This window comes from Zymomonas mobilis subsp. mobilis ATCC 10988, assembly GCF_000175255.2.
GTDB classification, from domain to species: domain Bacteria; phylum Pseudomonadota; class Alphaproteobacteria; order Sphingomonadales; family Sphingomonadaceae; genus Zymomonas; species Zymomonas mobilis.
On the sequence record NC_017183.1, the window covers coordinates 1 to 21,903 of the forward strand.

17 protein-coding genes are annotated in these 21,903 nt (G+C 46.6%); 13 read left to right on the forward strand and 4 right to left on the reverse strand.

What is annotated here, in order from left to right:
* The first annotated feature begins 893 nt into the window (after positions 1 to 893).
* The gene (locus tag ZMOB_RS09245) at positions 894 to 2,396 is read left to right on the forward strand and encodes a ComEC/Rec2 family competence protein (protein WP_041573468.1); all 1,503 of its coding nucleotides are present in this window, start codon (positions 894 to 896) and stop codon (positions 2,394 to 2,396) included.
* Positions 2,397 to 2,838: 442 nt separating this feature from the next.
* Here ZMOB_RS09245 and ZMOB_RS10445 read toward each other — a convergent pair whose 3' ends face one another.
* Both ZMOB_RS10445 and ZMOB_RS10255 read right to left on the reverse strand, forming a co-directional pair.
* A complete protein-coding gene (locus ZMOB_RS10445; protein ID WP_221624882.1) occupies positions 2,839 to 3,642 on the reverse strand; it encodes a site-specific integrase in 804 nt (267 codons plus the stop codon).
* 218 nt (positions 3,643 to 3,860) lie between these two features.
* Positions 3,861 to 4,043, reverse strand: a complete 183-nt coding sequence (locus ZMOB_RS10255; RefSeq protein ID WP_167535093.1) for a DUF6538 domain-containing protein — start codon at positions 4,041 to 4,043, stop codon at positions 3,861 to 3,863.
* Positions 4,044 to 4,565: 522 nt separating this feature from the next.
* On the opposite strand from ZMOB_RS10255, the gene hsdR reads away from it, so the two are divergent.
* The 5 genes from hsdR to ZMOB_RS10455 all read left to right on the forward strand — a co-directional run bounded on the left by hsdR (position 4,566) and on the right by ZMOB_RS10455 (position 11,408).
* Positions 4,566 to 7,943: a type I restriction-modification system endonuclease gene (gene hsdR / locus ZMOB_RS09255; RefSeq protein WP_014466442.1), complete on the forward strand. Its 3,378-nt coding sequence runs from the start codon at positions 4,566 to 4,568 to the stop codon at positions 7,941 to 7,943.
* Entirely contained in the window at positions 7,944 to 9,407 is a 1,464-nt protein-coding gene (locus ZMOB_RS09260; RefSeq protein ID WP_014466443.1) for a class I SAM-dependent DNA methyltransferase, read from the forward strand.
* A complete protein-coding gene (locus ZMOB_RS09265) occupies positions 9,404 to 10,663 on the forward strand; it encodes a restriction endonuclease subunit S (protein WP_014466444.1) in 1,260 nt (419 codons plus the stop codon). Before ZMOB_RS09260 ends, ZMOB_RS09265 begins: the two co-directional genes overlap by 4 nt.
* A gap of 3 nt (positions 10,664 to 10,666) precedes the next feature.
* Positions 10,667 to 10,945, forward strand: coding sequence for a winged helix-turn-helix domain-containing protein (locus tag ZMOB_RS10450; protein ID WP_049779055.1), 279 nt, complete (start codon positions 10,667 to 10,669; stop codon positions 10,943 to 10,945).
* Between the two features lie 121 nt (positions 10,946 to 11,066).
* Complete coding sequence (locus tag ZMOB_RS10455) at positions 11,067 to 11,408, forward strand: restriction endonuclease (protein WP_049779056.1); 342 nt, start codon at positions 11,067 to 11,069, stop codon at positions 11,406 to 11,408.
* A gap of 400 nt (positions 11,409 to 11,808) precedes the next feature.
* On the opposite strand, the gene ZMOB_RS09275 is transcribed toward ZMOB_RS10455, so the two are convergent.
* The gene (locus tag ZMOB_RS09275) at positions 11,809 to 15,537 is read right to left on the reverse strand and encodes an SIR2 family protein (protein ID WP_014466445.1); all 3,729 of its coding nucleotides are present in this window, start codon (positions 15,535 to 15,537) and stop codon (positions 11,809 to 11,811) included.
* 674 nt (positions 15,538 to 16,211) lie between these two features.
* Here ZMOB_RS09275 and ZMOB_RS09280 point away from each other — a divergent pair.
* From ZMOB_RS09280 to ZMOB_RS09715, 7 genes are all read left to right on the forward strand, one after another.
* Positions 16,212 to 16,490: a type II toxin-antitoxin system RelB/DinJ family antitoxin gene (locus ZMOB_RS09280; RefSeq protein ID WP_014466446.1), complete on the forward strand. Its 279-nt coding sequence runs from the start codon at positions 16,212 to 16,214 to the stop codon at positions 16,488 to 16,490.
* A complete protein-coding gene (locus ZMOB_RS09285; RefSeq protein WP_014466447.1) occupies positions 16,465 to 16,794 on the forward strand; it encodes a type II toxin-antitoxin system YafQ family toxin in 330 nt (109 codons plus the stop codon). Before ZMOB_RS09280 ends, ZMOB_RS09285 begins: the two co-directional genes overlap by 26 nt.
* 70 nt (positions 16,795 to 16,864) lie before the next feature.
* A complete protein-coding gene (gene parA / locus ZMOB_RS09290) occupies positions 16,865 to 17,488 on the forward strand; it encodes a ParA family partition ATPase (protein ID WP_014466448.1) in 624 nt (207 codons plus the stop codon).
* 36 nt (positions 17,489 to 17,524) lie between these two features.
* Positions 17,525 to 17,815, forward strand: coding sequence for a hypothetical protein (locus ZMOB_RS09295; protein WP_014466449.1), 291 nt, complete (start codon positions 17,525 to 17,527; stop codon positions 17,813 to 17,815).
* Between the two features lie 97 nt (positions 17,816 to 17,912).
* A complete protein-coding gene (locus ZMOB_RS09300; RefSeq protein ID WP_252507336.1) occupies positions 17,913 to 18,572 on the forward strand; it encodes a phosphatidylinositol-specific phospholipase C domain-containing protein in 660 nt (219 codons plus the stop codon).
* A 135-nt stretch (positions 18,573 to 18,707) separates the two neighbouring features.
* Positions 18,708 to 20,078 carry an AAA family ATPase gene (locus ZMOB_RS09305; RefSeq protein ID WP_014466450.1) on the forward strand — a complete coding sequence of 457 codons (1,371 nt, stop codon included), beginning with the start codon at positions 18,708 to 18,710 and terminating at the stop codon, positions 20,076 to 20,078.
* Positions 20,075 to 20,692 carry a retron system putative HNH endonuclease gene (locus tag ZMOB_RS09715; protein WP_014466451.1) on the forward strand — a complete coding sequence of 206 codons (618 nt, stop codon included), beginning with the start codon at positions 20,075 to 20,077 and terminating at the stop codon, positions 20,690 to 20,692. The genes ZMOB_RS09305 and ZMOB_RS09715 overlap by 4 nt, the downstream gene beginning before the upstream one ends.
* Positions 20,693 to 20,904: 212 nt before the next feature.
* Here the strand turns inward: ZMOB_RS09715 and ZMOB_RS10005 are convergent.
* A protein-coding gene (locus ZMOB_RS10005; protein ID WP_099045773.1) for an IS5 family transposase occupies positions 20,905 to 21,668 on the reverse strand; the annotation gives its coding sequence in 2 pieces (ribosomal slippage) (positions 20,905 to 21,335 and positions 21,335 to 21,668; 765 coding nt in all).
* Positions 21,669 to 21,903: the final 235 nt, after the last annotated feature.

Consider the following 21,903-nt stretch of genomic DNA (forward strand, 5'->3'; position numbering starts at 1 on the left):
AGAGCCGCTGCTCTATGTCGATCCGGAAACTTGCTTTTGGTTTGCAGGGAGAGGGAGATTTCCGTTTTGCCAAGACAGGCTTGCAGGGCGACCGGGACGGCACGGCGGAAATGGTAATGAGAGCCGATAAGATGCAGCATGTGAGTTCCCAGACTGGGAAGGCAACTGGGAAAGTCCCGTTCACCTATCACAATCCGGTTTTGTGGCGTCTTTTCAAGGATATAGCGCAAAAATCTGAGGGACTCGAACCCTCACTTCCCCGCAGGCTCAGTCGCACAACACCTTGAAAAGACAGCGGATAATGACACGCGGTCTTCTGGTTGAATTTTCTGCCTTCAATTCTGGTTAAACACTCTGGGTGCGTCAAGCCAAAAGAGAGAAGAGGCCATGTTGGGCGTGAAGCTGGCTCGTTCAAAAAAAGAGGGCAGCCATGCGTCCAAACCAGCGGACATGTTGTGTCGCGGTGGTTTGCAAACCGGTCAGGGGTAGAGCAAAGCTCTCCCCCGTGGACCCTCTCTTGATGTCAGAATGGGAGGGAAGAACGGAAGGTCGACTTTGTGTAGGGCGATCGATAAAATAGGACATTTACTCATAAAACAGCCAAGCACCAGCCAATTGATTCAGTTTGAGTGTTCGAACCTACCTAGTCCGCCGATTGCTCTCCATAACCCGATATTGCCGCCGATCACCGCATATCTCGTGCAGTATAGCAAGTTTCATGCTATTGCTTGATAACTGCTTACCCGAGCCGGCAGTACGGCAGCTTTCGACCACCTTTAAGACATTTAGATGTGTTGATGTGAGCAACAGCTTATACTGGAGTATGTCACTCGGCTCGCACGAACCGACCGGGCGCAACGCAGAATCAATTTAGTCGAAGGGAAAAATGACAGGTGATCTCGAACTCACGAAAGTCGATTGCTGCCCTTGCCGAAGATTTCATTGCGCTATCTAAGCAAGGCAACAACTGGTCGCATGGAGCCGACGGGATTCAGTTCATGAGGGAGTTCGAACGGCACTCAGACAATCCCGAAGCGGGCGAAGAACTGGTGGCCGCTTTGGAAGAGCGCGGCGACTTGATACTTTCCCCGCTGGTGGAGTTGGCATTTACCCCGCTCGTCGTTATGCGCCAGCATAGCGTCGGGCACGGGGGATTCCACACCGGTGCGATGGGACGTGGCAGTGCGCGCCTCCGTTGGGTTTACGACTGTGGCGCTTCACGAACCGAGGGACAGCAGAGACTCTCAGAGGAGATCGGCATTTTGGCGGGCGAGCCAGGCGACGCGAAGCGGCGCATCGACCTCTTGTTCATTTCGCACTTCGATCGAGATCATATCTCCGGGATCGTGCAGCTGATGTCTGCGCTGGAGGTCGACACGGTCGTGATCCCGTATCTTGACGATCTCCAGCGTGCGATAATTCTCGCTGGCGAAATAGCGGACCGCGAGGAAGCGGGGGCTAGCGTGGCGCCGGGACTGACCCAGGCGCTGTTCGACCCGGTCGCTTGGCTGACTGAGTTTGGTGCGAAGTCGGTGATACAGGTTCGCCCGGGGGGACCGGGCTTTGATGGGGCCATGCTTCTGAGTTACGGCCCCGGCGACGGGCCTGAGTTATCAGAGGACGTCGAAGGTGCGAAGCCTGTACTTGTTCGTCAGAGTGACGATGCGGTCAACGCCGCGGATGATCACAGTGTGGTCGACTCTGGTTCGGGTTGGATGGTGACGCATTTCGGTCGCCGGTTCGGGGATTGGTGTTTCCTCCCGTATGTAACGTCGGCTAAGCAGAGTGCGCGTGACGCGTTCAGAGCGGCGTTTGACGGACTGATCGAGCGCCGAGAGGACGAAAGCATGATAGCTGCCTTCCATCGCAAGATGGAAGAGACAGACTTTCCGACCAAGGTTAAAGCTACCTACAAAGAGCACGAACTGGGCGACGCGAATGCAGTATCCATGTCGCTCTACGTCGGGCCGTTCCGGGATGAGGTCTATTTTAGCCGCAAGCCATTGCGGGCAGGCCAGAAAAGACACGAGGCTGGTCCCGGCTGGTTGCTAACGGGCGATGCGAAGCTTGCGCAGGTCGGCAGGCGCAACGACTGGTGCACTTTTTACAAGCCGTTAAAGAGCCGCATCGGCGCACTGATGCTTCCGCATCACGGCTCTCATCTGAACTTCCACGAGGATATTCTCGACATCGTGGAAGAGGATTGTCTCCTCTTCGCGTGCAGACGCGCGAAGTTGGGGGACCCCCTGCACGAGAACGTCTGGACGGTCGTTGAGCGCCGACCGGTCGCCATCGTATCCGACGACCGCGAGACATCGCTCATGCAGGTTAGCGGAGCCACAGTTCTAAAATATGCTGAGCGAGAGCTCTCAGACTTGGCTAAGGAATGGTGCTGACGCCTAGTTAGCCATATGTTTTCCCGAAACTCAGACTATCGCGACGGCAGCCAATTACCGAAGGCGGGCTGAAGAGGGCTATGGCGTAGACGTAGTTCTCATCCGATTCTGGCGCGCCTCGTCCGCTATCCGCCTTTTCCGGCAGAGCGTCGAATAATTCATGTCAGCTTTCGGGAAACTTTCCCAACCGCCTGGATGACCGATATGAGGCGGAAGCGGTCATTAAAGTCAGCTTTAATTCTTTGTTTGTGGGGCAACGGGGGTGGAACTCCCCCTTGCCAGATGTTGAATGGGTAGCCATTCAACACTGCTGGCTCCCTTTTAAATCGTCATGTTTGCAAAGGCTGTGTCTGGGTGGCTTATTGCTTCTATGGTTTGCAGCAAGTTGGCTGTTGATATGCTGGTCAAATAGGTTGTGGTACCCTGACTTTTGTGGGTAGCTTCATGACCCAGCAGGCGGTCTATCCATACTTCCCGGATGTTGGCATCTGCGTTTCTGAGTTGTGTGGAGACGGTGTGCCGGAGAATGAAACGTGATTTCTGCTGGCAGGCCGATATGGGTCTTGAACAATGAGAAAGCTCTGCCAAGGGCTGCTCCCCTGATACCTTGTTTCGAGGTCTCAATACCGGAAATGAGGTAAGGGACATTCGTGGTCTCTTTCAGTACCAGCACACCAGCTTCAATCAGTTTTGAATGGACTGGCACAATGCGGGTGCCTGCGTCAGTCTTGGGTGCCCAGCCGGTTTCGGTATGGGGGCGGATAAGAAAGCAAGGGATACCGTCAACACTCTGAAGGTCTTCTTTGCGCAAGACGTAAATCTCGCCCAATCGCATTCCGCTATAAGCTGCAATCAGTGTGACCAGCCGGAAGGTCTGTTCTGGCACGGACGTGCTATGCCATGAGGCAGAGGCTAGCAAAGCCAGTTCTCTGGCAGTCCAGCTTCTGCGTATGGTCTTTTGCCCATTCTCAAAACTCCAGCCTGTCCACGGATTGCGTGTGACCAGTTCCCGCTGGTATAACTGATTCCACAGGGCAGAGAGGCGCATCATGTGGTTCTTGACGCTTTTCTCGCTCAGGGTGGGCAGACCTTCCTCTCTGGCTCTCTGAGCATCTTCCTCAAGTGTAAGGCTGCTCTTGCGCTTTCCCAGTGAGGCCGGAAGGGAAAACAGGAGGTCTCGAAACGCTCCGGCCTTCTCGCCACCAATAATAGATACAAGAGCGTCTCTGAAAGTTTGTAAAAACAACTCTCCCGCCCGTTGTATTGCTTTCTTGGTGTCGGCGCTGGCATAGGGATTATCCAGCACGAAGCGTTTCAGCGCACCGGAGAGCATTAAAGGTTGGTTTGGCCGTTTTCTTCACTGTCCGGGGTTTGGGGATCGATGCTGCAACTGGCAAGGACCCCGTTTCCTGAGCAGATGAAGGCAGGTTCACGCTCTGCAAATCCCGCATCCTTCAAGCCTGCTTAAAGCATCCGGTTCAGAGAGGACAAGATAGGGCTGGGAGAATAATTCTGTAAGGAGTGATGCCTTTTTGCATGGTAGCCGGTTTTCAGGGAAACCCAGATTTCCCGTCGGCTTAAGGCGGCTCGCAGGGTAGGGGGAACGATACGGCGAAAGTGGTAAGTGGTGCCTCGGATACGGGGCATAAAATCTTCCCTCAGTGGGGAATGACGATGGAGCAAAGACAGCCTTTGCCCCTCATTCAGCCGAAAAATCGTGCCATTTCAAGTGTCTGTGGTGCGAACTGCGGGACTCGAACCCGCATCAACCCACAGTGACACTTTCCTAACCCTTTGAAACAGCAAAAAGAATGCGACGTGCTGTCTTCTGGTTACTGAATTTCCTATATCGTTGGTTAAACAATCTGGGAAGTATCATGCTGAAATTTGTTCAAAAATAAGCCTGCTTCGGCCTTCATCTCGGATATGCAATATTGCGATTTGATTTCTCGAAGTAAATATCTAAAAAATAATGGTTGATAGATGCGTCGAAAATTCTCATGTTGGGCTATCGTAATCCTAATTACCCTATTAAAGTTCCCATCAACTTTTAACGTCTGGATTATGGTTAATAAAACAGCGGATCAATTAAGCGCGGGCTTCATGGAAGACGGTGATACCCATGGCCTTTGCTGCGCATAGCCACTTGTCTAATGGACTGGGGGAATAGTGGATACTTTGAATTTTGGGTTTTTAGGGCCGCACAATAAGCAATTAGTAACCCTTGCAGCTCTTGCAGAGCACTATTTCCCTAGCGATCCCTCTACTGTGATCGTCAAGCTACGCCAGTTTGCTGAGTTGATGGCCAAGTTAGTCGCTGCTCATCACGCTGTTTATCGTGATGAGCGTGAAACATTTGAAGAAACTCTGCGTCGCTTATCATATGACCGCCTGATACCGAAGGAGGTCTCTGATATTTTTCATACTCTTCGGAAGGCCGGAAACAGCGCTATACATGAAGCAAAGGGCGATCATTCCACCGCTCTTGCCGCGCTAAAATTCGCTTGGTCTCTCAGTATCTGGTTTCATCGGACTTATGATCGAGCACCCAATTTTAAGTCCGGTGCTTTCGTGCCACCGCGAAAGCCCATCGATGCGATGGTTGCTCTGCGCGAAGAGATTGAAACACTTAGGCAGAAAGTAGCAGATACTGAAGGTGATGCTGCTCGCGCTCGTCTTGAAGCTGAAGAACAGGCTCAGGCGCGCGAAGCAGTAGAAGAAAGGCTACTGCGAGAGGCCGAGGAGCGTGCCGCCTGGGAGAAGATTGCTCAGGATATTGATGCCGAAAAGGCCGAGGTCACAAGCAAGCTCACTGCTCTCCAAGCCGAAGCGGAAACCAGTCCTCGTGCCGAGGCTGCTCAATTGGTGGAGCAGGGTAAAAAAGCTGCGGTAAAAATTGACCTCGACGAGGCAGAAACCCGCGCCCTCATAGATCAGCAACTGCGCGACTGCGGATGGGAAGTCGATACCCAAGATCTTCGATACAGCAAAGGTATTCGCCCAGCCAAAGGCCGTAATCTCGCTATCGCTGAATGGCCGACCGCAAAAGGGCCTGCTGATTACGCCTTGTTCGTTGGTTCTACGTTGGTCGGCGTTGTTGAGGCAAAGCGGAAACGGAAAAACGTGTCCGCAGCGATTGATCAGGCTGAGCGCTATTCAATCGCCATTAAGGACAATGCCGATTTTAGTTATGCAGGTGGTCCTTGGGGTGATTACAAAGTACCATTTGTGTTCAGCGCGAACGGCAGATCCTACCTCAAGCAGATTGAGACAGAGAGCGGGATCTGGTTCCGTGATACCCGCCGTGCCGCAAACCATCGCCGTGCATTGGTAGACTGGCCGACGCCAGAAGGCCTTACCGGTCAGCTTGAAGTCGATCAGGATGCGGCCAACGCTGCCCTGAAGGCGCAGCCATTCGAATTCGGTTTTCCGCTGCGGCATTATCAGGAAAGTGCGATTCGCTCAGTTGAATCCGCGCTATCTGCGGAACAACGCGCCGTCTTGATCGCAATGGCAACCGGCACCGGAAAGACTAAACTCGCTATCGCCATGCTATACCGCTTGCTCTCGGCCAAGCGGTTCCGGCGCATCTGCTTTGTAGTAGACCGCAGTGCTCTTGGCGATCAGACAGAGGGAGAGTTTTCGACGACCAAAGTCGTATCCGGAAAGACATTCGCGGAAATTTTTGGCCTTAAAGGGCTGGGAGATGTGACGCCAGATATAGAAACCAAAGTCCATATCTGCACGATTCAAGGCTTAGTGAAGCGTGTGCTGTTTGCTGCTGATGCTGCGTCTACACCGCCTGTCGACCAATATGACTTGATGGTCATCGATGAATGCCATCGTGGTTATCTGCTTGATCGTGAAATGTCTGATGCTGAGCTGAGCTTTCGGGGGCAAGATGATTATATCTCCAAATATCGGCGTGTGCTGGACTATTTTGATGCGGTTAAGATTGGCCTGACTGCGACACCTGCGCTGCATACCACTGATATTTTTGGTGATCCGGTCTTCACATATTCCTATCGCGAGGCAGTAGTTGATGGTTTCCTAGTCGATCACGAACCACCTATCCGTATCGAAACAGCTCTGGCGCGGGCAGGCATTAAGTTCGAGAAGGATGAAGAGCTTGAGCAGCTCAATACCCAGACTGGCGAGGTCGATCTGGTCAACGCGCCCGACGAAATCAGTTTTGAAGTTGAGGCATTCAACAGGCAGGTTATTACTCCGGAGTTCAATCGCGCTGTTGCAGAGGAGTTGGCGCAGCATATTGATCCGGCACTTCAGGGTAAGACGCTTATTTTCGCGGCGACCGATGCCCATGCAGACATGGTGGTGAGCGCTATAAAGAAGGCTTTTGCAGAGCAATATGGTGAAATTGATGATGCTGCGGTGAAGAAAATTACCGGCAGCGTGGACAAGGTAAAAAACTTGATCCGTTCGTTCCGTAACGATGCCACTCCGCAAATCGTTGTAACGGTCGATTTGCTTACCACAGGCATTGATGTACCAAAAATCACCAACCTTGTGTTCCTGCGTCGCGTGAACAGTCGTATCCTATATGAACAGATGATCGGACGTGCGACGCGCCTGTGTCCGGAAATAAATAAGGAGGTTTTCCGGATTTTTGATGCGGTTGATCTTTATCCTCATCTTCAGAACGTGACCGACATGAAGCCCGTCGTCGTTAATCCATCGATTAGTTTCACTCAGCTTGTTCAGGAAATGATGGCAGCGCAGAACGATGAGCAGCGTGAGGTTATTCGAGAACAAATTGCTGTCAAGCTACGTCGCCAGATCAAGAAGCTGACCGAGGAAGCAAAGCATCAGTTTGAGGCCATCGCGGGGGAAGCACCGGAGGCGACGTTGCAGAGGGTTATGGCCGGTGATGCACCGGGCCTTGCTGCATGGCTGAAGGATCGTGTCGCGATTGGCTCCATTCTCGACTGGAAGGATGGTGATGATAATCCCCACTATGTTCCGATTTCTCACCATGCGGACCAAGTCGTTGCTGTATCGCGTGGTTATGGCAGCGCCACCAAGCCTGAGGATTTTCTAGACAGCTTCACCGCTTTCGTGCGCGACAATATCAACACTATTGCTGCGCTGAAACTTGTCGTGCAGCGCCCCCGCGATCTGACCCGCGCCGATTTGAAGGAATTGCGCCTAGCTCTGGATTCCAAGGGATTTTCCGACGCCAACCTGCGTCGTGCTTGGGCGGATGCGCGTAATGAGGAAATAGCCGCGTCCGTCATTGGCTTTGTCCGTCAGGCCGCGCTGGGAGACGCTCTCGTTCCCTATGAAGATCGCGTGCGGGAAGCTATGTGTGCGATCATGGCGAGCCGCGCATGGACCGACCCGCAGAAGCGCTGGCTCAAGCGGATCGGCGAACAGATTGAAAAAGAAATTGTCGTAGACCGAGCGGCCATCGATAAAGAGCCATTTATCTCCGATGGCGGCTTCAATCGCCTGAATAAGGTATTCGGCGGGGAGCTGGAAAATATCCTCGCCGGGATCAATGAAGAATTGTGGAAGAAGATCGCGTAAATGAGCACTACTACCGATATCGTCGCCAAGCTCTGGAGCCTCTGTAACGTCCTGCGTGATGATGGCGTCACTTACAATGAATATGTGACGGAGCTAACCTACCTGCTGTTCCTCAAGATGCTGGAGGAAACCGAGAAGGAGGCGCGCCTGCCGGAAGAGTGGCGCTGGAGCCTACTTGCCAAACGTGAAGGCCTGGATCAACTCGACTATTACAAGGCGATGTTGCTTGAACTTGGCAAAGCAAAGGACAAATTGGTCAGCGCCATTTTCATCGACGCCCAAACTCGGCTGCGCAAGCCGACTAACCTCAAGGCCCTGACTTCCAACATCGATCAGCTCGATTGGTTTTCTGCCCGTGAAGAAGGGTTAGGCAATCTTTATGAAGGCCTGTTGGAAAAGAACGCATCTGACAAGAAATCCGGTGCTGGACAATATTTCACACCCCGTCCTCTGATCGACTGTATTGTGCGCCTGATGCGGCCTCAGGCGGGGGAAGTGATTCAAGACCCGGCAGCGGGCACAGCGGGTTTCCTCGTCGCAGCTGATCGTTACATCAAGGACCATACCGACGATCTTTACACATTGACTAAGGAACAGGCTTCCTTCCAACGGCATAACGCCTTCTGTGGTGCGGAATTGGTGCCAGACACCCACCGCCTGAGCATGATGAATCTGCTGCTGCACGGCATTGAAGGCGGCGTGGAGAATATCGACACGCTCTCACCTGATGGCGAGGCGCTTCCCAAGGCCAATCTGATCCTGACCAATCCGCCCTTCGGCACGAAGAAAGGCGGGGGACGTCCAACCCGTTCCGATTTCTCGATCACAGCGGATACGTCGAATAAGCAACTCGCCTTCGTCGAGCATATCGTGCGCGCATTGAGCCCCGGCGGGCGTGCCGCTGTGGTCATTCCAGACAACGTGCTGTTTGAGGATAATACTGGCCGCCGCCTGCGTACTTGGCTGATGGATCTGTGCGACATGCACACCATCCTGCGCCTGCCGACTGGCATTTTCTACGCACAAGGGGTCAAGACTAACGTGCTGTTCTTCCAGCGTGGCAAGAGCGACAAGGGTAACACCAAGGCGGTCTGGTTCTATGACATGCGGGCGAACATGCCCGCTTTTGGCAAGACCCGCCCGTTAACCGTTGCCGACTTTGCGGATTTTGAGAAGGCATATGGTGCGGAAGCCAATGGCGGAGCCAAGCGGCGAGATGGCGGAGAGGACAGCCGTTGGCGCAAGTTCGACCGTGCAGCCATCGCCGAGCGCAACGATAATCTCGACATCAGTTGGCTGCGTGATACCGAGGTAGAAGCTGAAAAAACGCTGACTGAACCAGAAGACATCGCCGCTGCAATCATCGGCCATCTGAAAGCGGCGCTGGATGAGATCGAGACGCTGTCAGACGAATTGGAACCAGATAGCGTCGAAGAGGCTGCTTCTGTGGAGGAAGCAGAATGAGCAACTTGCCACAAGGATGGATTCAAACAACATTTGCTGACATTACAAATCAGCGATCGGGTAATAGTAAGCTCGTCAAAGGGAAGCTTGAAAGCCAAGAGAGCAATGGCCTTTACCCGGCTTTCAGCGCTAGCGGTCCAGATGTCTGGCGAGATGCTTTTGAATATGAAGGCGATGCCATCATTGTGTCCGCAGTCGGTGCGCGTTGCGGCAAGGCATTTCGCGCTAAAGGTCAGTGGAGCGCGATCGCAAACACGCACATTGTTTGGCCAGAGCCCCAAGTGGTTGAGACGGAATTTCTATTTCTACTCCTGAATGACGAAAACTTTTGGGAAAAGGGCGGATCGGCGCAGCCCTTTGTGAAGGTACGTGCTACTTTTGAGCGAACGATCAACCTCCCCCCTCTGCCTGAACAACGGAGGATTGTGGCGAAGATCGACAGCCTCACCGGCAAATCCAGACGTGCACGCGACCATCTCGATCACATCCCCCGCCTCGTCGAGAAATACAAACAGGCCATCCTCTCCGCCGCCTTCAGGGCCGACTGGCCGCTCATATCGGTTGGCGAAACCATCCGGGCGGTTGTGGCTGGCAAAAACCTGCGCTGCGAGGAACGCCCACCTTTCGAACACGAAAGCGGTGTCGTGAAAGTCAGCGCTGTAAGTTGGGGAACTTTCGATGCACGAGCTAGCAAAACTCTTCCTGAAAGCTTCACGCCGCCCGAGAATACACGAATTAAGGCTGGGGATTTACTCATTTCGCGTGCAAACACACTGGAGCTTGTCGGCGCGGTGGTAATCGTGTTGGAATGCCCATCAAACTTATTTCTTAGCGATAAGGTGCTGCGACTGGACGTTGAGGATGGTGACAAGCCATGGCTGATGTGGTTCTTGCGCTCGCCTGATGGGCGTGCAGCTATAGAAGGTGCTGCGACCGGCAATCAACTCTCAATGCGCAACCTTAGTCAGGCCGCACTAAAGAGCATCTCGATGCCTTGGCCTGCCGCCGAGCAACGCGAAGAGATCGTTAGCCGCATCGAATCCGCATTTGCTTGGATCGAATGCCTCGCCGCCGATGCTGCTAGCGCCCGCAAGCTGATCGATCACCTCGACCAGTCCATGTTGGCCAAGGCCTTCAAAGGCGAGCTGGTGCCACAAGACCCGGCCGACGAACCCGCCAGTGCCTTGCTCGATCGCATCCGGGCAGAACGTGCTGCCGCGCCAAAGGCCAAGCGTGGTCGCAGAAAGGTCGCCTGACCCATGGTCATTCCATTGATGCTGCCTGTCTTGCTCCTTGCCGCTGTTGGCGAACAGCGCGTGGCCGATGCCGCAGAACGCATCGCCGATGAACTTGGTCTCACTCCCGATGAACGCGAAGAAATGCTGCCCAGCGGGCGGCAACGCCTGTTGCACAACCGCATCCATTGGGCAAAGTTCTATATGTCCAAAGCAGGGGCGTTTCATCGCGACCGAAGCGGGGCGGGCGCTGCTGGCATCCAATCCTGCATGCATCAGTGTGAGCGACCTCAAGGACTATGAAGGCTTCTGCGAATTTTACAGTGGACAGAAATCTTCTGACGACGATGCCGGGTCTGTTGCCATTGCCCCGTCAGTCGAAACTGATACGCCATAGGAGCAGATTGAGACGGCCTATCAGGCTGTGCAATCGGCCCTTCGTGCGGAATTTCTGGAACGCATCGTCCAGAACAGTCCGGCCTTTTTCGAGCAACTGATCGTCGATTTACTGATCGCTATGGGATATGGCGGATCGTACAAGAATGCAGTCACCCAGCTCGGCCGTTCTGGTGATGGCGGCGTGGATGGTGTCATCAACGAAGACAGGCTGGGGCTGGATCATGTTTATGTGCAGGCCAGGAGGTCTGTGGGTCGCCCCGATGCGCAGGCGTTCGTTGGTAGTCTGGTCGGGCATGCTGCTACCAAGGGCGTTTTCGTTACCCCTCCGCCTTCAGCAATCATGCCCAGGATTATGATAAACACCTAAGGTGGCGCTTTTTATGCAGCCTTGCCCATTGGTAGCTTCCCTCGTTTTCCTGTTAAAATACTCCTTGTTTCTCAAAAGCTATGTCCTCTTTTTTTCGTTCTTCGGATTGTGTTTCATCTGGCTACGAGTAGGTACTTCTTAAAAAGAGGAAATGAGGAAAATTAGACAGGAATAGTCGTGGGAAGCTGCCGGTAAAAAGGTTCAACCATGCAATTTTGTTCGAGCTGAGAAAGATCAAATATAATATAAATGACCGTATCTATAATTATAAACGGTGTATGTTAAAAAAAGCCTTGATATCATTATCTCATTTCAGCTCAACAGAAAATCATAATAAAATTTTGTAAGTAAATACTAAATTTTTAGATTATCTATCTATATATTCTATAATTATAATTTTTTAAGGTCTCATTTTTCTTCTAAGCTCGGTAAACTTAGGATCAGATTTTATACATTCAATATTACTGAGCTTATCGATTAATTCTCCTATTTTATATCCATAAAATATATCCTGTATATCAGATGGGATAATGACCTGAAGTAACTTAAAAATTTCTTTCGGAAATTTGAGTATGATTGTGTCATCCAAACGAGAAAAACAGTTAGCAATTTTCAAGCTATTTTTAATAATAGTTAATCGTGGTGAAATCAGTTGTACTATGTCCGGCATTTTATCATCTGCCAATAGCGCGATTTCAATGAGTTCTTCAGATAAAGCTTGGGTTCGAGTTATAAGTTGACGTGGCCAGACTTTATTAAGAAATTCTATAACTTCTGTCCATTTTTGTTTTTCTTTTGCCCATATCTTGACAGAATTTATTATAGTAATGCGCCCTTTATCATCTGTTTTTATAAGAAAATCACGTAATTCTTCGTTATTAACTAGCCTGTCTCCTTCTTGATTTAATGATATCCATCCTCTAAATAGCAAGCGCATAACTATGCCATAATTTTTATGATTTTTCTGTGATACTAAATCGGTTAAAATTATTTTTAGACGAGCAAACAGATCATGGTTCCAGCTAGTATATTGACATGCTGATGAAATAAATGCCCTGGAGGATTCAGAATTAGGATTTTGCTCTATCTGTGAAATAATATGCTCATCAGTCCATTGCTTGTCGATAGAATAGATCCGGCCTAGCTTGGTGCCAAATATTGCCATAACACAACAAAGCGCATCATTCTTTGCTGATATTAGGCAATTAGCACGTGTGTGCCATTCCTCATCTATAGTCTTATTTAAGATTTCATCAATAAGTAATACTGTCATCTTACCTATAGGAGAGTTTATCGATTTAAATAGCCAGTTTTCTTGTTTTTTATCTACAACTAGAGTTTCTGATTCTGCAAAAGAGATAAGGACAGATTTAACTATTCGTTCCCATAATTTTAAGTAGGATTTTTTTGCATCTATAGCCAATGCCCGACCATGTTGTTCCATCCATGATGCAATAGAATCAATGCTGGTATTGAATACTTCTTCTGATAATGAGTAGATCCGTTCTACAATTAGTATCTTTAGTCTTAGTTTATCTGTACGGCGTGCTTCGTTACAGAGAAACTCTGACCAATATTGCCTACGGGTTTCTCCACGTTTCGCTGCATAAATTAAGGCAGCTAATGCCTTAACGGGGTATTCTTTTGATAATCCTTTAAAGGGGCGCCTTTCTATTAAAAAGTCAGGCGATTTTCTTGAAATATCATCAGATTTTTCTAGTATTTTATCAATAGGAATTCCAAATAGTTCTGTAATATCTGTGTCTGTAGCAACACAACCGCCGCGTGAACTTGATCTATAAGTATTATCTAGAGCATATTCCGGTGTCCATTCAGGGGTAATTTTACGCAGTTCTAGACGCTTTGTTTCTAAGTCGAAGCTGACCGTCAATTTTTCTTTTTTAAGCCATTCAAGACGGTTAAGAATCTGACAGGTTCGATATTCTTTATATTGCTGGTCATCGATACCTTTATATCGTTTTGGACCGGATAAAATTTTATTTTCAATTTTTTCCCTTGTTTCTTCATCAAACTCGGACCATCGAGTATTAAGTGATACAAGCAAGTCATGCTGAATTTGGATATCCCAGAACACATCATTCGATAAATTCAGAATTATGTCACTGGCCTCTTGTTGAGAGGTCAGTCCTGCTTGACCTGTTACCCAGACATATAAATTTCTAAAAATTTTATCCTCTGAATCTGGCCATTTCCTCCATTCACAGCGCGCTGCCTCTGAATTATGCTCGTATAGCTGTTTTAATTCATTTGCGTAGTGTCTAATCAAAGAAGATATATTTTCTTCCTCATTATCAGGAATGCTAGCTGGATCGTCATATTCAACGATAGGATGGAGTCTAGGATCAAAATAGCCTTGATTGTCAATCTCGAGATCTTCGGCTGATTCTAGATAGCTGCGAATTACGCGTATATAACGAACTAAGAATTTTTTCGGGATTTTCATTTCAGTAGGATGATTTGGATAAATAACTTTTGCTGAGACGAGATCTTGATGATTTTTTGTATCATCTAGAGGTATTTTTCTTTTGCTTCCCACTGAAATGCGCGGTCGTTTTAGATTTTCAAATTCGCGCTGTAGCCAAGATGTCCAGCCTTCCTTTTTAGAAAAATAATATAGTTCCCAAAATTTTGAATTACAATTTTCATCCGATGAATCTGACTTAGATGACAAGAGTAAATGCCATGCCTGTCTGATAGGACTTTCCATATTTCCATCTATATTGTGAGTTATATTGTTAGTAAGTTCAGAGTGTAACCAGTTCTGGCGGCTAGCCCACCATACAGTGATATTTTGATTCACTACGCGGCCAATCCAGTACGCTAATGATTGTAGTCGTGCAGGAAGGTTGTTTCCTTTATTTCTGAGACTAATAAACAAGTTCTGTTTGTTATTAGATGTTTCTTCAAATGCTGACCATACATTGGAAGGTATTAGATGTTTTTGTGAATTGTCCTCAGGAAGAGGTCGTGGATCACTATCGAGGCAAAAGTTATTAAAGATCGCTAGGGGATCCAGTATTTCTTCAAATAAATCATGAAGATAATTTTGATTACTATATCGAATAAAAGGATCAAAGACACATAGCCATTCCGCCGATGGGGGCGTTGCATGACCTGCAAATTTTTTCGCTCCAGAAGTTGATGACACGACATGGGCTACCTGTCCTCGTTCGTAAGGATCAAGCTCCCTAGGTTTTTTTAGTGCTTTGTCTGAAATGATAGATTTCTGCCACTCATGTGGATCATTCGCTCTCTCTCCCCACGCTTTCAGTGATTCCCACAGAGATGGGAAATCTTGATGAGAAATTGCAGTAACTCCCTTGTCCTGCCAGAGAGCGGAGGCTTCATCTTCCTTTCCTTGTTGAAAGGTATACAGTCCTCTTGTTTTTGTTGATCCTTTCAAACCTTCAAGCAAATATTGAATCGGAGGATCATCTGCAGAATAACCAACGAAAACAATCTTATATCTTTCTACGAGAGTCTTCATGAAAGCTGTTGCCCATCCATCAGAGAGATAGGCGCGTCCAAAGTCGGCGGATGAGAGTATAAACTCCTTTGACGCTGCGTCTGAGTAGTCAGGATTGACCATACCATGCAAATGGATAATCCCTTCCCATTCATCTCTTCTGGGATCTGGCAAATCGGGGGGTGAAATTTCGGGGATATCTGGTGCAGCAAGCTGGAATAATCGATCAAAATTTGTTGTAATAAGCCGATGTCGTCCATTCGGCATTTTGGAAAGATTAAATAAAGATTTATGAGGATCAAGGCCAGGATTAGAGTTTGGTTTTACTGCCTGTGAAACATCTGATCGTATATCTTCTACCGCAAATTCTTGTTCTAATAATGCAAAAATTCTATCAGCGGGAGGTATACCTCCAACGCCGGGTGGGGTTTCTATCTTATCAGAAATTTCTAAAAGCTGTCGAGCTGGACTCGAAGCCGATGATCCAAGAGAAGAGATAACTCGTTTTGCTAGCTCAGGAAAGCTTAGCCCTCCTGCCTCTTGCATCGATATCCCAGCTCCACAGAAGAATAAAACTTCTCCTTCATCTCGCGCATAAAGAAGGTCATCTGGTATATCTGGGCCATCAGCAAAAAATCGCATTCTAGATGTTAGCCTAAACAATAAGATTAAAATACATTTTAGTTTAATATTGAATAACTAAATATTTTTAATTGCATATAGATTTATCATCGTAAATTCAGGAAGGCTGTTAACCAGTCTACAAGTTTTTATAGAAAAAAATTATAAAATTTAAGTGAGGTAGAAGATAGCAATATATCTGGTACGTCCACGAACGAAGCGTGATCTATCTGCTCTTTCTGGATTGAAGCAGTTTTCCTCCATTGCAAGCCGTATGATCTGCTGCATAGGATATAAAGCGATCTTCTGGAGTTATGGAAATAACACAAAATGGAGACATCTTCGTGTTGCAGTGGAGGTTTGTTGGTGATCGAGATGTCTCTCATGAACGCATCTGATCTATATAACTCTCTACATATTCCTGCGAAACAGTGCGATATGCTAGCCACCTGCCAACGATGAGCAGCTTATCGGTTGAGGTATCTAGCCAAAAATCCTAGGATCTAGATCAAGCAGTAGCGCGCTGTAGCCACTCGATATAAAAAATTGCGACATCATTTCTGGCTTTTATCCATTTTTTTCCAACCATTTATTCCGTTTCAATTACCATATGGCTTAACTGACGAGGCGTCATCAGATCTGTTGTTTTTGTATCTTATTTAAGATACAATCTCAATCAAGATAGGAGTCCTCTCATGCCTACAGCAAAAACAATGATACATATTCGGGTCGCAGGTGACCTGAAAGAACAGGTAAGCACTACCCTTGCCTCTATGGGCTTATCTGTTTCCGAAGCTGTTCGTTTATTCCTACATCGTGTCGTAGCAGAACAAAAATTCCCTTTCGAACTACGTGTCCCGAATGCAGAAACCCGGCTGGCAATGTCTGAAGCTGATGAAATTATTAAAAGCCACCAAAGTCGTTTTTCTAATTCCAAAGAGTTGATCGATGGCCTTGAAGCGCACAGCAAATAGTAAGCGTGCTTCTCTACCGAGATCCTCCGATTATACCAAAACCTTCCTAAAGGACTGGAAGCGCTTATCACGATCAGGACGCTACGATCTTAATCGTCTAAAGTCAGTCATGATGCTCCTGATTGAGAATGATGAACCCTTGTCCGCTGAATGGTTAGATCATCCTTTAAAGGGTGAAATGGCCGCCTATAGGGAATGTCATATAGGGGGTGACTTCCTGCTTATTTACAGAATAGACAACAGCCGTCAGCCCGAAATGGTGATCTTCGTACGGGCGGGAACACATTCAGAACTCCTAGAATAAAGGCTTATTTCTTAAAATACGTATCGACGTATATAGCTAAATACGTATTTAAGTTAAAAAGGATTGACGTATGCACGTTATTACGTTTTTAAGTCAAAAGGGCGGTAGTGGTAAGACAACCCTTTCGGTTCACACGGCTGTGGCAGCAGAGGCTGTCGGCAAGAAAGTCTGCATCATTGATGCTGATCCTCAAGAGAGTGCAACAACTTGGGGGATGTCTCGGGAAAAGCCGACACCTATCGTAGCTACGGCTCAAGCTAGTGATCTGGATGCCGCCCTTTCGGCAGCTGAGGCAGAAGGTATAGACTTGGCTATCATTGATGCACCGCCTCATGCCGCTCCTACGGCTAGTCAGATCGCCCGTCGAAGTGATTTTATTCTAGTCCCTATTAGACCAAGCGCTTTTGACTTAGCGGCTGTGCCGGCAATTATGGATATTATTAGGGCATCGAAATCGAGAGGCGCTTTCATTCTGTCAGCCTGTCCTTTCCGTGCTCCAGAGATCGAAGAGACACGCCTTGCTTTAGAAAGCTATAATCTTCCTATTTTTCCATCCGAGATTGTTGACCGTCGCGCTTTTGCTCGCGCAGTCACCACTGGATGCGCAGTCACAGAATTTGAAAGCAATGGCAAAGCTGCTGAAGAGATCCATCATTTATGGACTTGGATTAATAATACGTTAGAACGTATATAGCTATATACGTATATACTTAAATAAGGGCTTTTTGCTATGGCCAAGAAACCAACCGGACTAGCTGCTTTTTCCCGCCCTAAAGCGGTTACTCATCTTTCGACAGATGAGCCCACCTCTACCATCGAAAATCAAACAGCCTTTCCGATGCGCAAGAAAAGAGGATCAGGTGACACCGTTGCTTTAACGGTGAAAGTTCGCCGCACCGATTGGCAACGATTACGTCAGCTGGCGGATGCAGAGGGAACAACAATTCAAGCTATGGCCGAGGCAGGCTTTTCTGCTATCCTCGCCCAACATGGTTTAGCGTCTCTTAAGACAAGAAAGTAAACGTATCAACGCATATAGCTAAATACGTATTGAGCTATATGCGTAAATAAAGATTTTTTATATACGAGATGTCAATATTCACAGTTCTTGTCTAACATTGCGCATCTGTCTTACTCAGATGAAAAATTGGTTAGAGTCTCATCCTCGTCATATACCGATTTTTGTTATGATCGAAGCCAAGGTACAACCTTTGCATTTAAAGCTTGCTAGTAACCCAGCTAAAACCCCAAATTTTTCAAAAATACCGCCCTTCACCGATGAAACTTATAACGAAATCGATCAAACTATTGTGGATGTATTAGGTCGAAACAAAGTTATTATCCCCGATGATGTGAGAGGCGGCTATCCTAATTTGGAAGATGCAGTTTTTGCTGGAAATTGGCCAACACTTGGCCAAGCACGTGGAAAATTTATCTTTTTCTTAACAACAGCGACAGGCCGTGACGGCGTCGCGGCATATCTGAATGGTCATCCGGGGCTTAAAGGGCGAATGGCATTTATGGATTCCGAACCTGGAAAACCTTATGCCGCTTTTGTTCTTGAAGATAATGCCTTAACCCAGGGAAATATTATTCGGAATGATGTCAAAAAAGGATATATTGTCCGAACCAGAGCCGATATTGATACCTACGAAGCTAAAAAGAATGATCTAACAAGGGGGAAGGCTGCATTTGATTTTAGCGCTAAAGCGGCTGGCAACGCGGTATGTCGGAAAACCTCTGAGCACAATAAAGGTGCTCGGATTATTTCTCACTAAGAAGCGAAAAAATAAATATAGCGTTATAATATAACTTTAAATATTAAATGTGATTCCCTGTGAGAAATAATATAATGTATTTTTTAAATGTAAAAAAAGTAATTTTAAAATAGATATTCATTTATTAAGTATTTTATGAACGCATACGGAGAATTTTGTGGAAATAAAAAAATAAGTATTAAAAATTTCAGAGGCATTCAAAATGCCGATTTTGATTTTTGCAATAAAGTTAATCTAATAGTTGGTATTAATGGCGCAGGAAAAACGAGTGTTTTAGATAGTATAGCTCTATTATTATCATGGCTTATTAACAGAACTCTTAATAAAAATTCTTCAGGACAACCAATTAATGATTTGAGTATTCGTAATGGGTGTCGGGAGGCCGCTCTTTCGATAACAGTAAATTATGATAATCAAGATTTTAACTGGATGCTTGTAAAAACAGGGAGAGGCTTAAATGCTAGATCTCAGAAATCAGAACTTTCTCTCTTGGCGGCTCTTTCCAAGAGATTCCAAATAGAGTTGGATAATAAAAACGATGAGGCTTCACTGCCTTTGTTTGTCTATTATCCTGTAGATAGGGCAATTGTAAAGGTACCTATTCGGCGTCGAAGAAGACAGGCTTTTAGTCAATTATCTGCATATGATGAGGCTCTTAACCCAAACGTAAATTTTAAAAGTTTTTTTGAATGGTTTCGATTTGAGCAAGAGAAACATAATTCTTCTTTAGCTAATCTTCTGCATTCTATGGATTTGTCGGATACTGATTCCCTGCTTTTTAAAGCTACAAAATACAGAAAAACTATAAAAGAAATTCTTAAGGAATTATATAATCCTCTATCTTCTAAAGGGTTGAAGGCGGTATGCCAAGCTATTTATGAATTTATGCCAGGATTTTCTGACCTTAGAGTTTTATACGAGCCATTAAGAATGGTGATCGAAAAAGAAGGTGTGCATTTAAATCTCCTTCAACTCTCTGGAGGAGAAAAATGTATGTTAGCGTTAATTGGAGATATCGCCCGACGACTTGTTCTAGCAAATCCCAGCATGGACAATCCCCTAAAAGGTAAAGCTATCATCTTGATAGATGAAATCGATCTTCACCTTCATCCAAGGTGGCAAAAAAATATTATAGAACGATTAAATTCTACATTTCCTAATTGTCAGTTTATTATAACAACACACTCTCCTCATATTATAACTCACGTTCATTCAAATTGTATATCCATCATTTCTACAAATGAAAATGGAGCTTTTAATGTAAGTAAGGCTCGAAATTCTTACGGATTTTCTTCAGAAGTTCTTTTGTCTGAAATTATGGGACTGGACACAACGCGTCCCCAAAAGATCCAAGATAAATTGGATAAAATTTTTCAAAATATTTCAGACAATGAACTGGATGAGGCAGAAACAAAGCTACAATGTTTAAAAACAATAATGAGAGACGATCCCGATGTCGTAAAAGCTGAGGCTCTTATTTTTAGAAAAAAAATTATCAATAAATGAAACAAATAAAAAAAACAAAAGAGCCTCAGTCCTTTTCTGAATGGAAGGCTAAAGCAAATTCTGATTGGAAACCTGCATGGGAAAATTTACAGAATCCTGAAAAAGTAGATATTTTAGAAAAGTTAATTGAAGATCAACATGGAATATGTTGTTATTGTGAAGCTAGAATCTCTGTAGAATCTGCACATATTGAACATATAGTTCCAAGGAGTATTGATATTAGAAAAAGGTTATCTTTTTCTAACCTTTTAGCATCTTGTCAAAAAGAAACTCAAAAAGGGGATCCTCTGACTTGCGGAAAATCTCGTGGCGATTGGTACGATAAAGATTTTTATTTGAATCCATGTGATGAGAATTCTCGAAAAGAAATTATCTACTTATTAGATGGAAATGTTACGGTACAAAATAAAAATTTTAAAATTTTTATCGAAAAAATCAATTTAAATATTGAGTCAAAAAAAAGAGCACGTTCTAACGTTATAGATATTTTTACAGATTTAGATACTAGCGATGCCCAAAAAATATTGGACGTTTGGCTCTCTGAAAAAGTATATCATCCTTATATAAGTGCAGCTCTCACTGCTGCTAAAGAGTTATGTGGAATTGAATACTGAGAAATTTTTAACTTTCTAACACTACTAGATCGGAGAGATTTTACTTTGGCCATTTCCACTGGTCGTGTTGCCATAGAAAATAGAGGAAATATTGGTGGTTATCTTTGTTCTTTCCAGACCTTAAAAAATTAATACGTAAATACGTATGTAGTTATCTACGTATTTACGTAATTTTATCCATATTATTCCCTTACTATTACTAGGCTCAGGACTCATTCTTTGAGATAGAAGATGAAACTTGCTGCGATATGGATTGCTGACATGAATGTGTGAGCGCACCGGTCGTATCGTGTTGCGACACGCCGCCAGTCTTTGAGCTTTGCGAACATATTTTCGATGAGGTGACGTTTTTTATACAGATGCCAGTCGTAAGGCGGCTTTGATTTCCGGTTCTTCTTCGGCGGAATACAGGCGGTGATATTCCGGTCTGCGAGAGACTGTCTGATTTTATTACTGTCGTATCCCCGGTCCCCGAGAATTTCTTGTGTTTCTTCCGGCAGATTTGCCAGCAGAACATCCGCGCCTTTGAAGTCACTGACCTGACCTGCGGTCAGATGCAGCCGGACAGGGCGGCCCTGACTATCGCATACAGCGTGAAGCTTTGAGTTCAGTCCGCCTTTCGTGCGTCCGATATGGCGGGGAAAAGCCCCTTTTTGAGCAGGGAGGCCGCTGTCCGGTGTGCTTTCAGATGTGTTGCATCGATCATCAGACGCTTTGAACGGCCTGCCTGCTCCGTCAGGGCGACGAAGATCCGGTCAAAGACACCCAGGCGGCTCCACCGGATAAACCGGTTGTATAAAGTCTTGTGCGGGCCATACGCTTTCGGGGCGTCTTTCCACTGAAGGCCGTTGCGGATCACGTAAACGATCCCGCTCAGGACACGACGGTCATCGACACGCGGCACACCATGCGCCAGTGGAAAAAACGGCTTAATCCGTTCCATCTGGTGCTCAGACAGCAAAAACACGTCACTCACAGCTTCACCTCCATCGGTAAACCTGTGAATCACAACAGCCCGCTCAACTCAAGAAATTAACAGGTCCTGAGCCTAGATAAGCCAACTAGCTTAACGACAAGCCTTTGAACATTGGATACGATCCCGCGACAACGAACTAACAAAACATTCCAGTGTTCTAACTCTGAAAGTTTTTATTCTGCTATCAAGCCAGACTGACTGGATAGATGACATCAAAATTGCTGATTAAATCAGA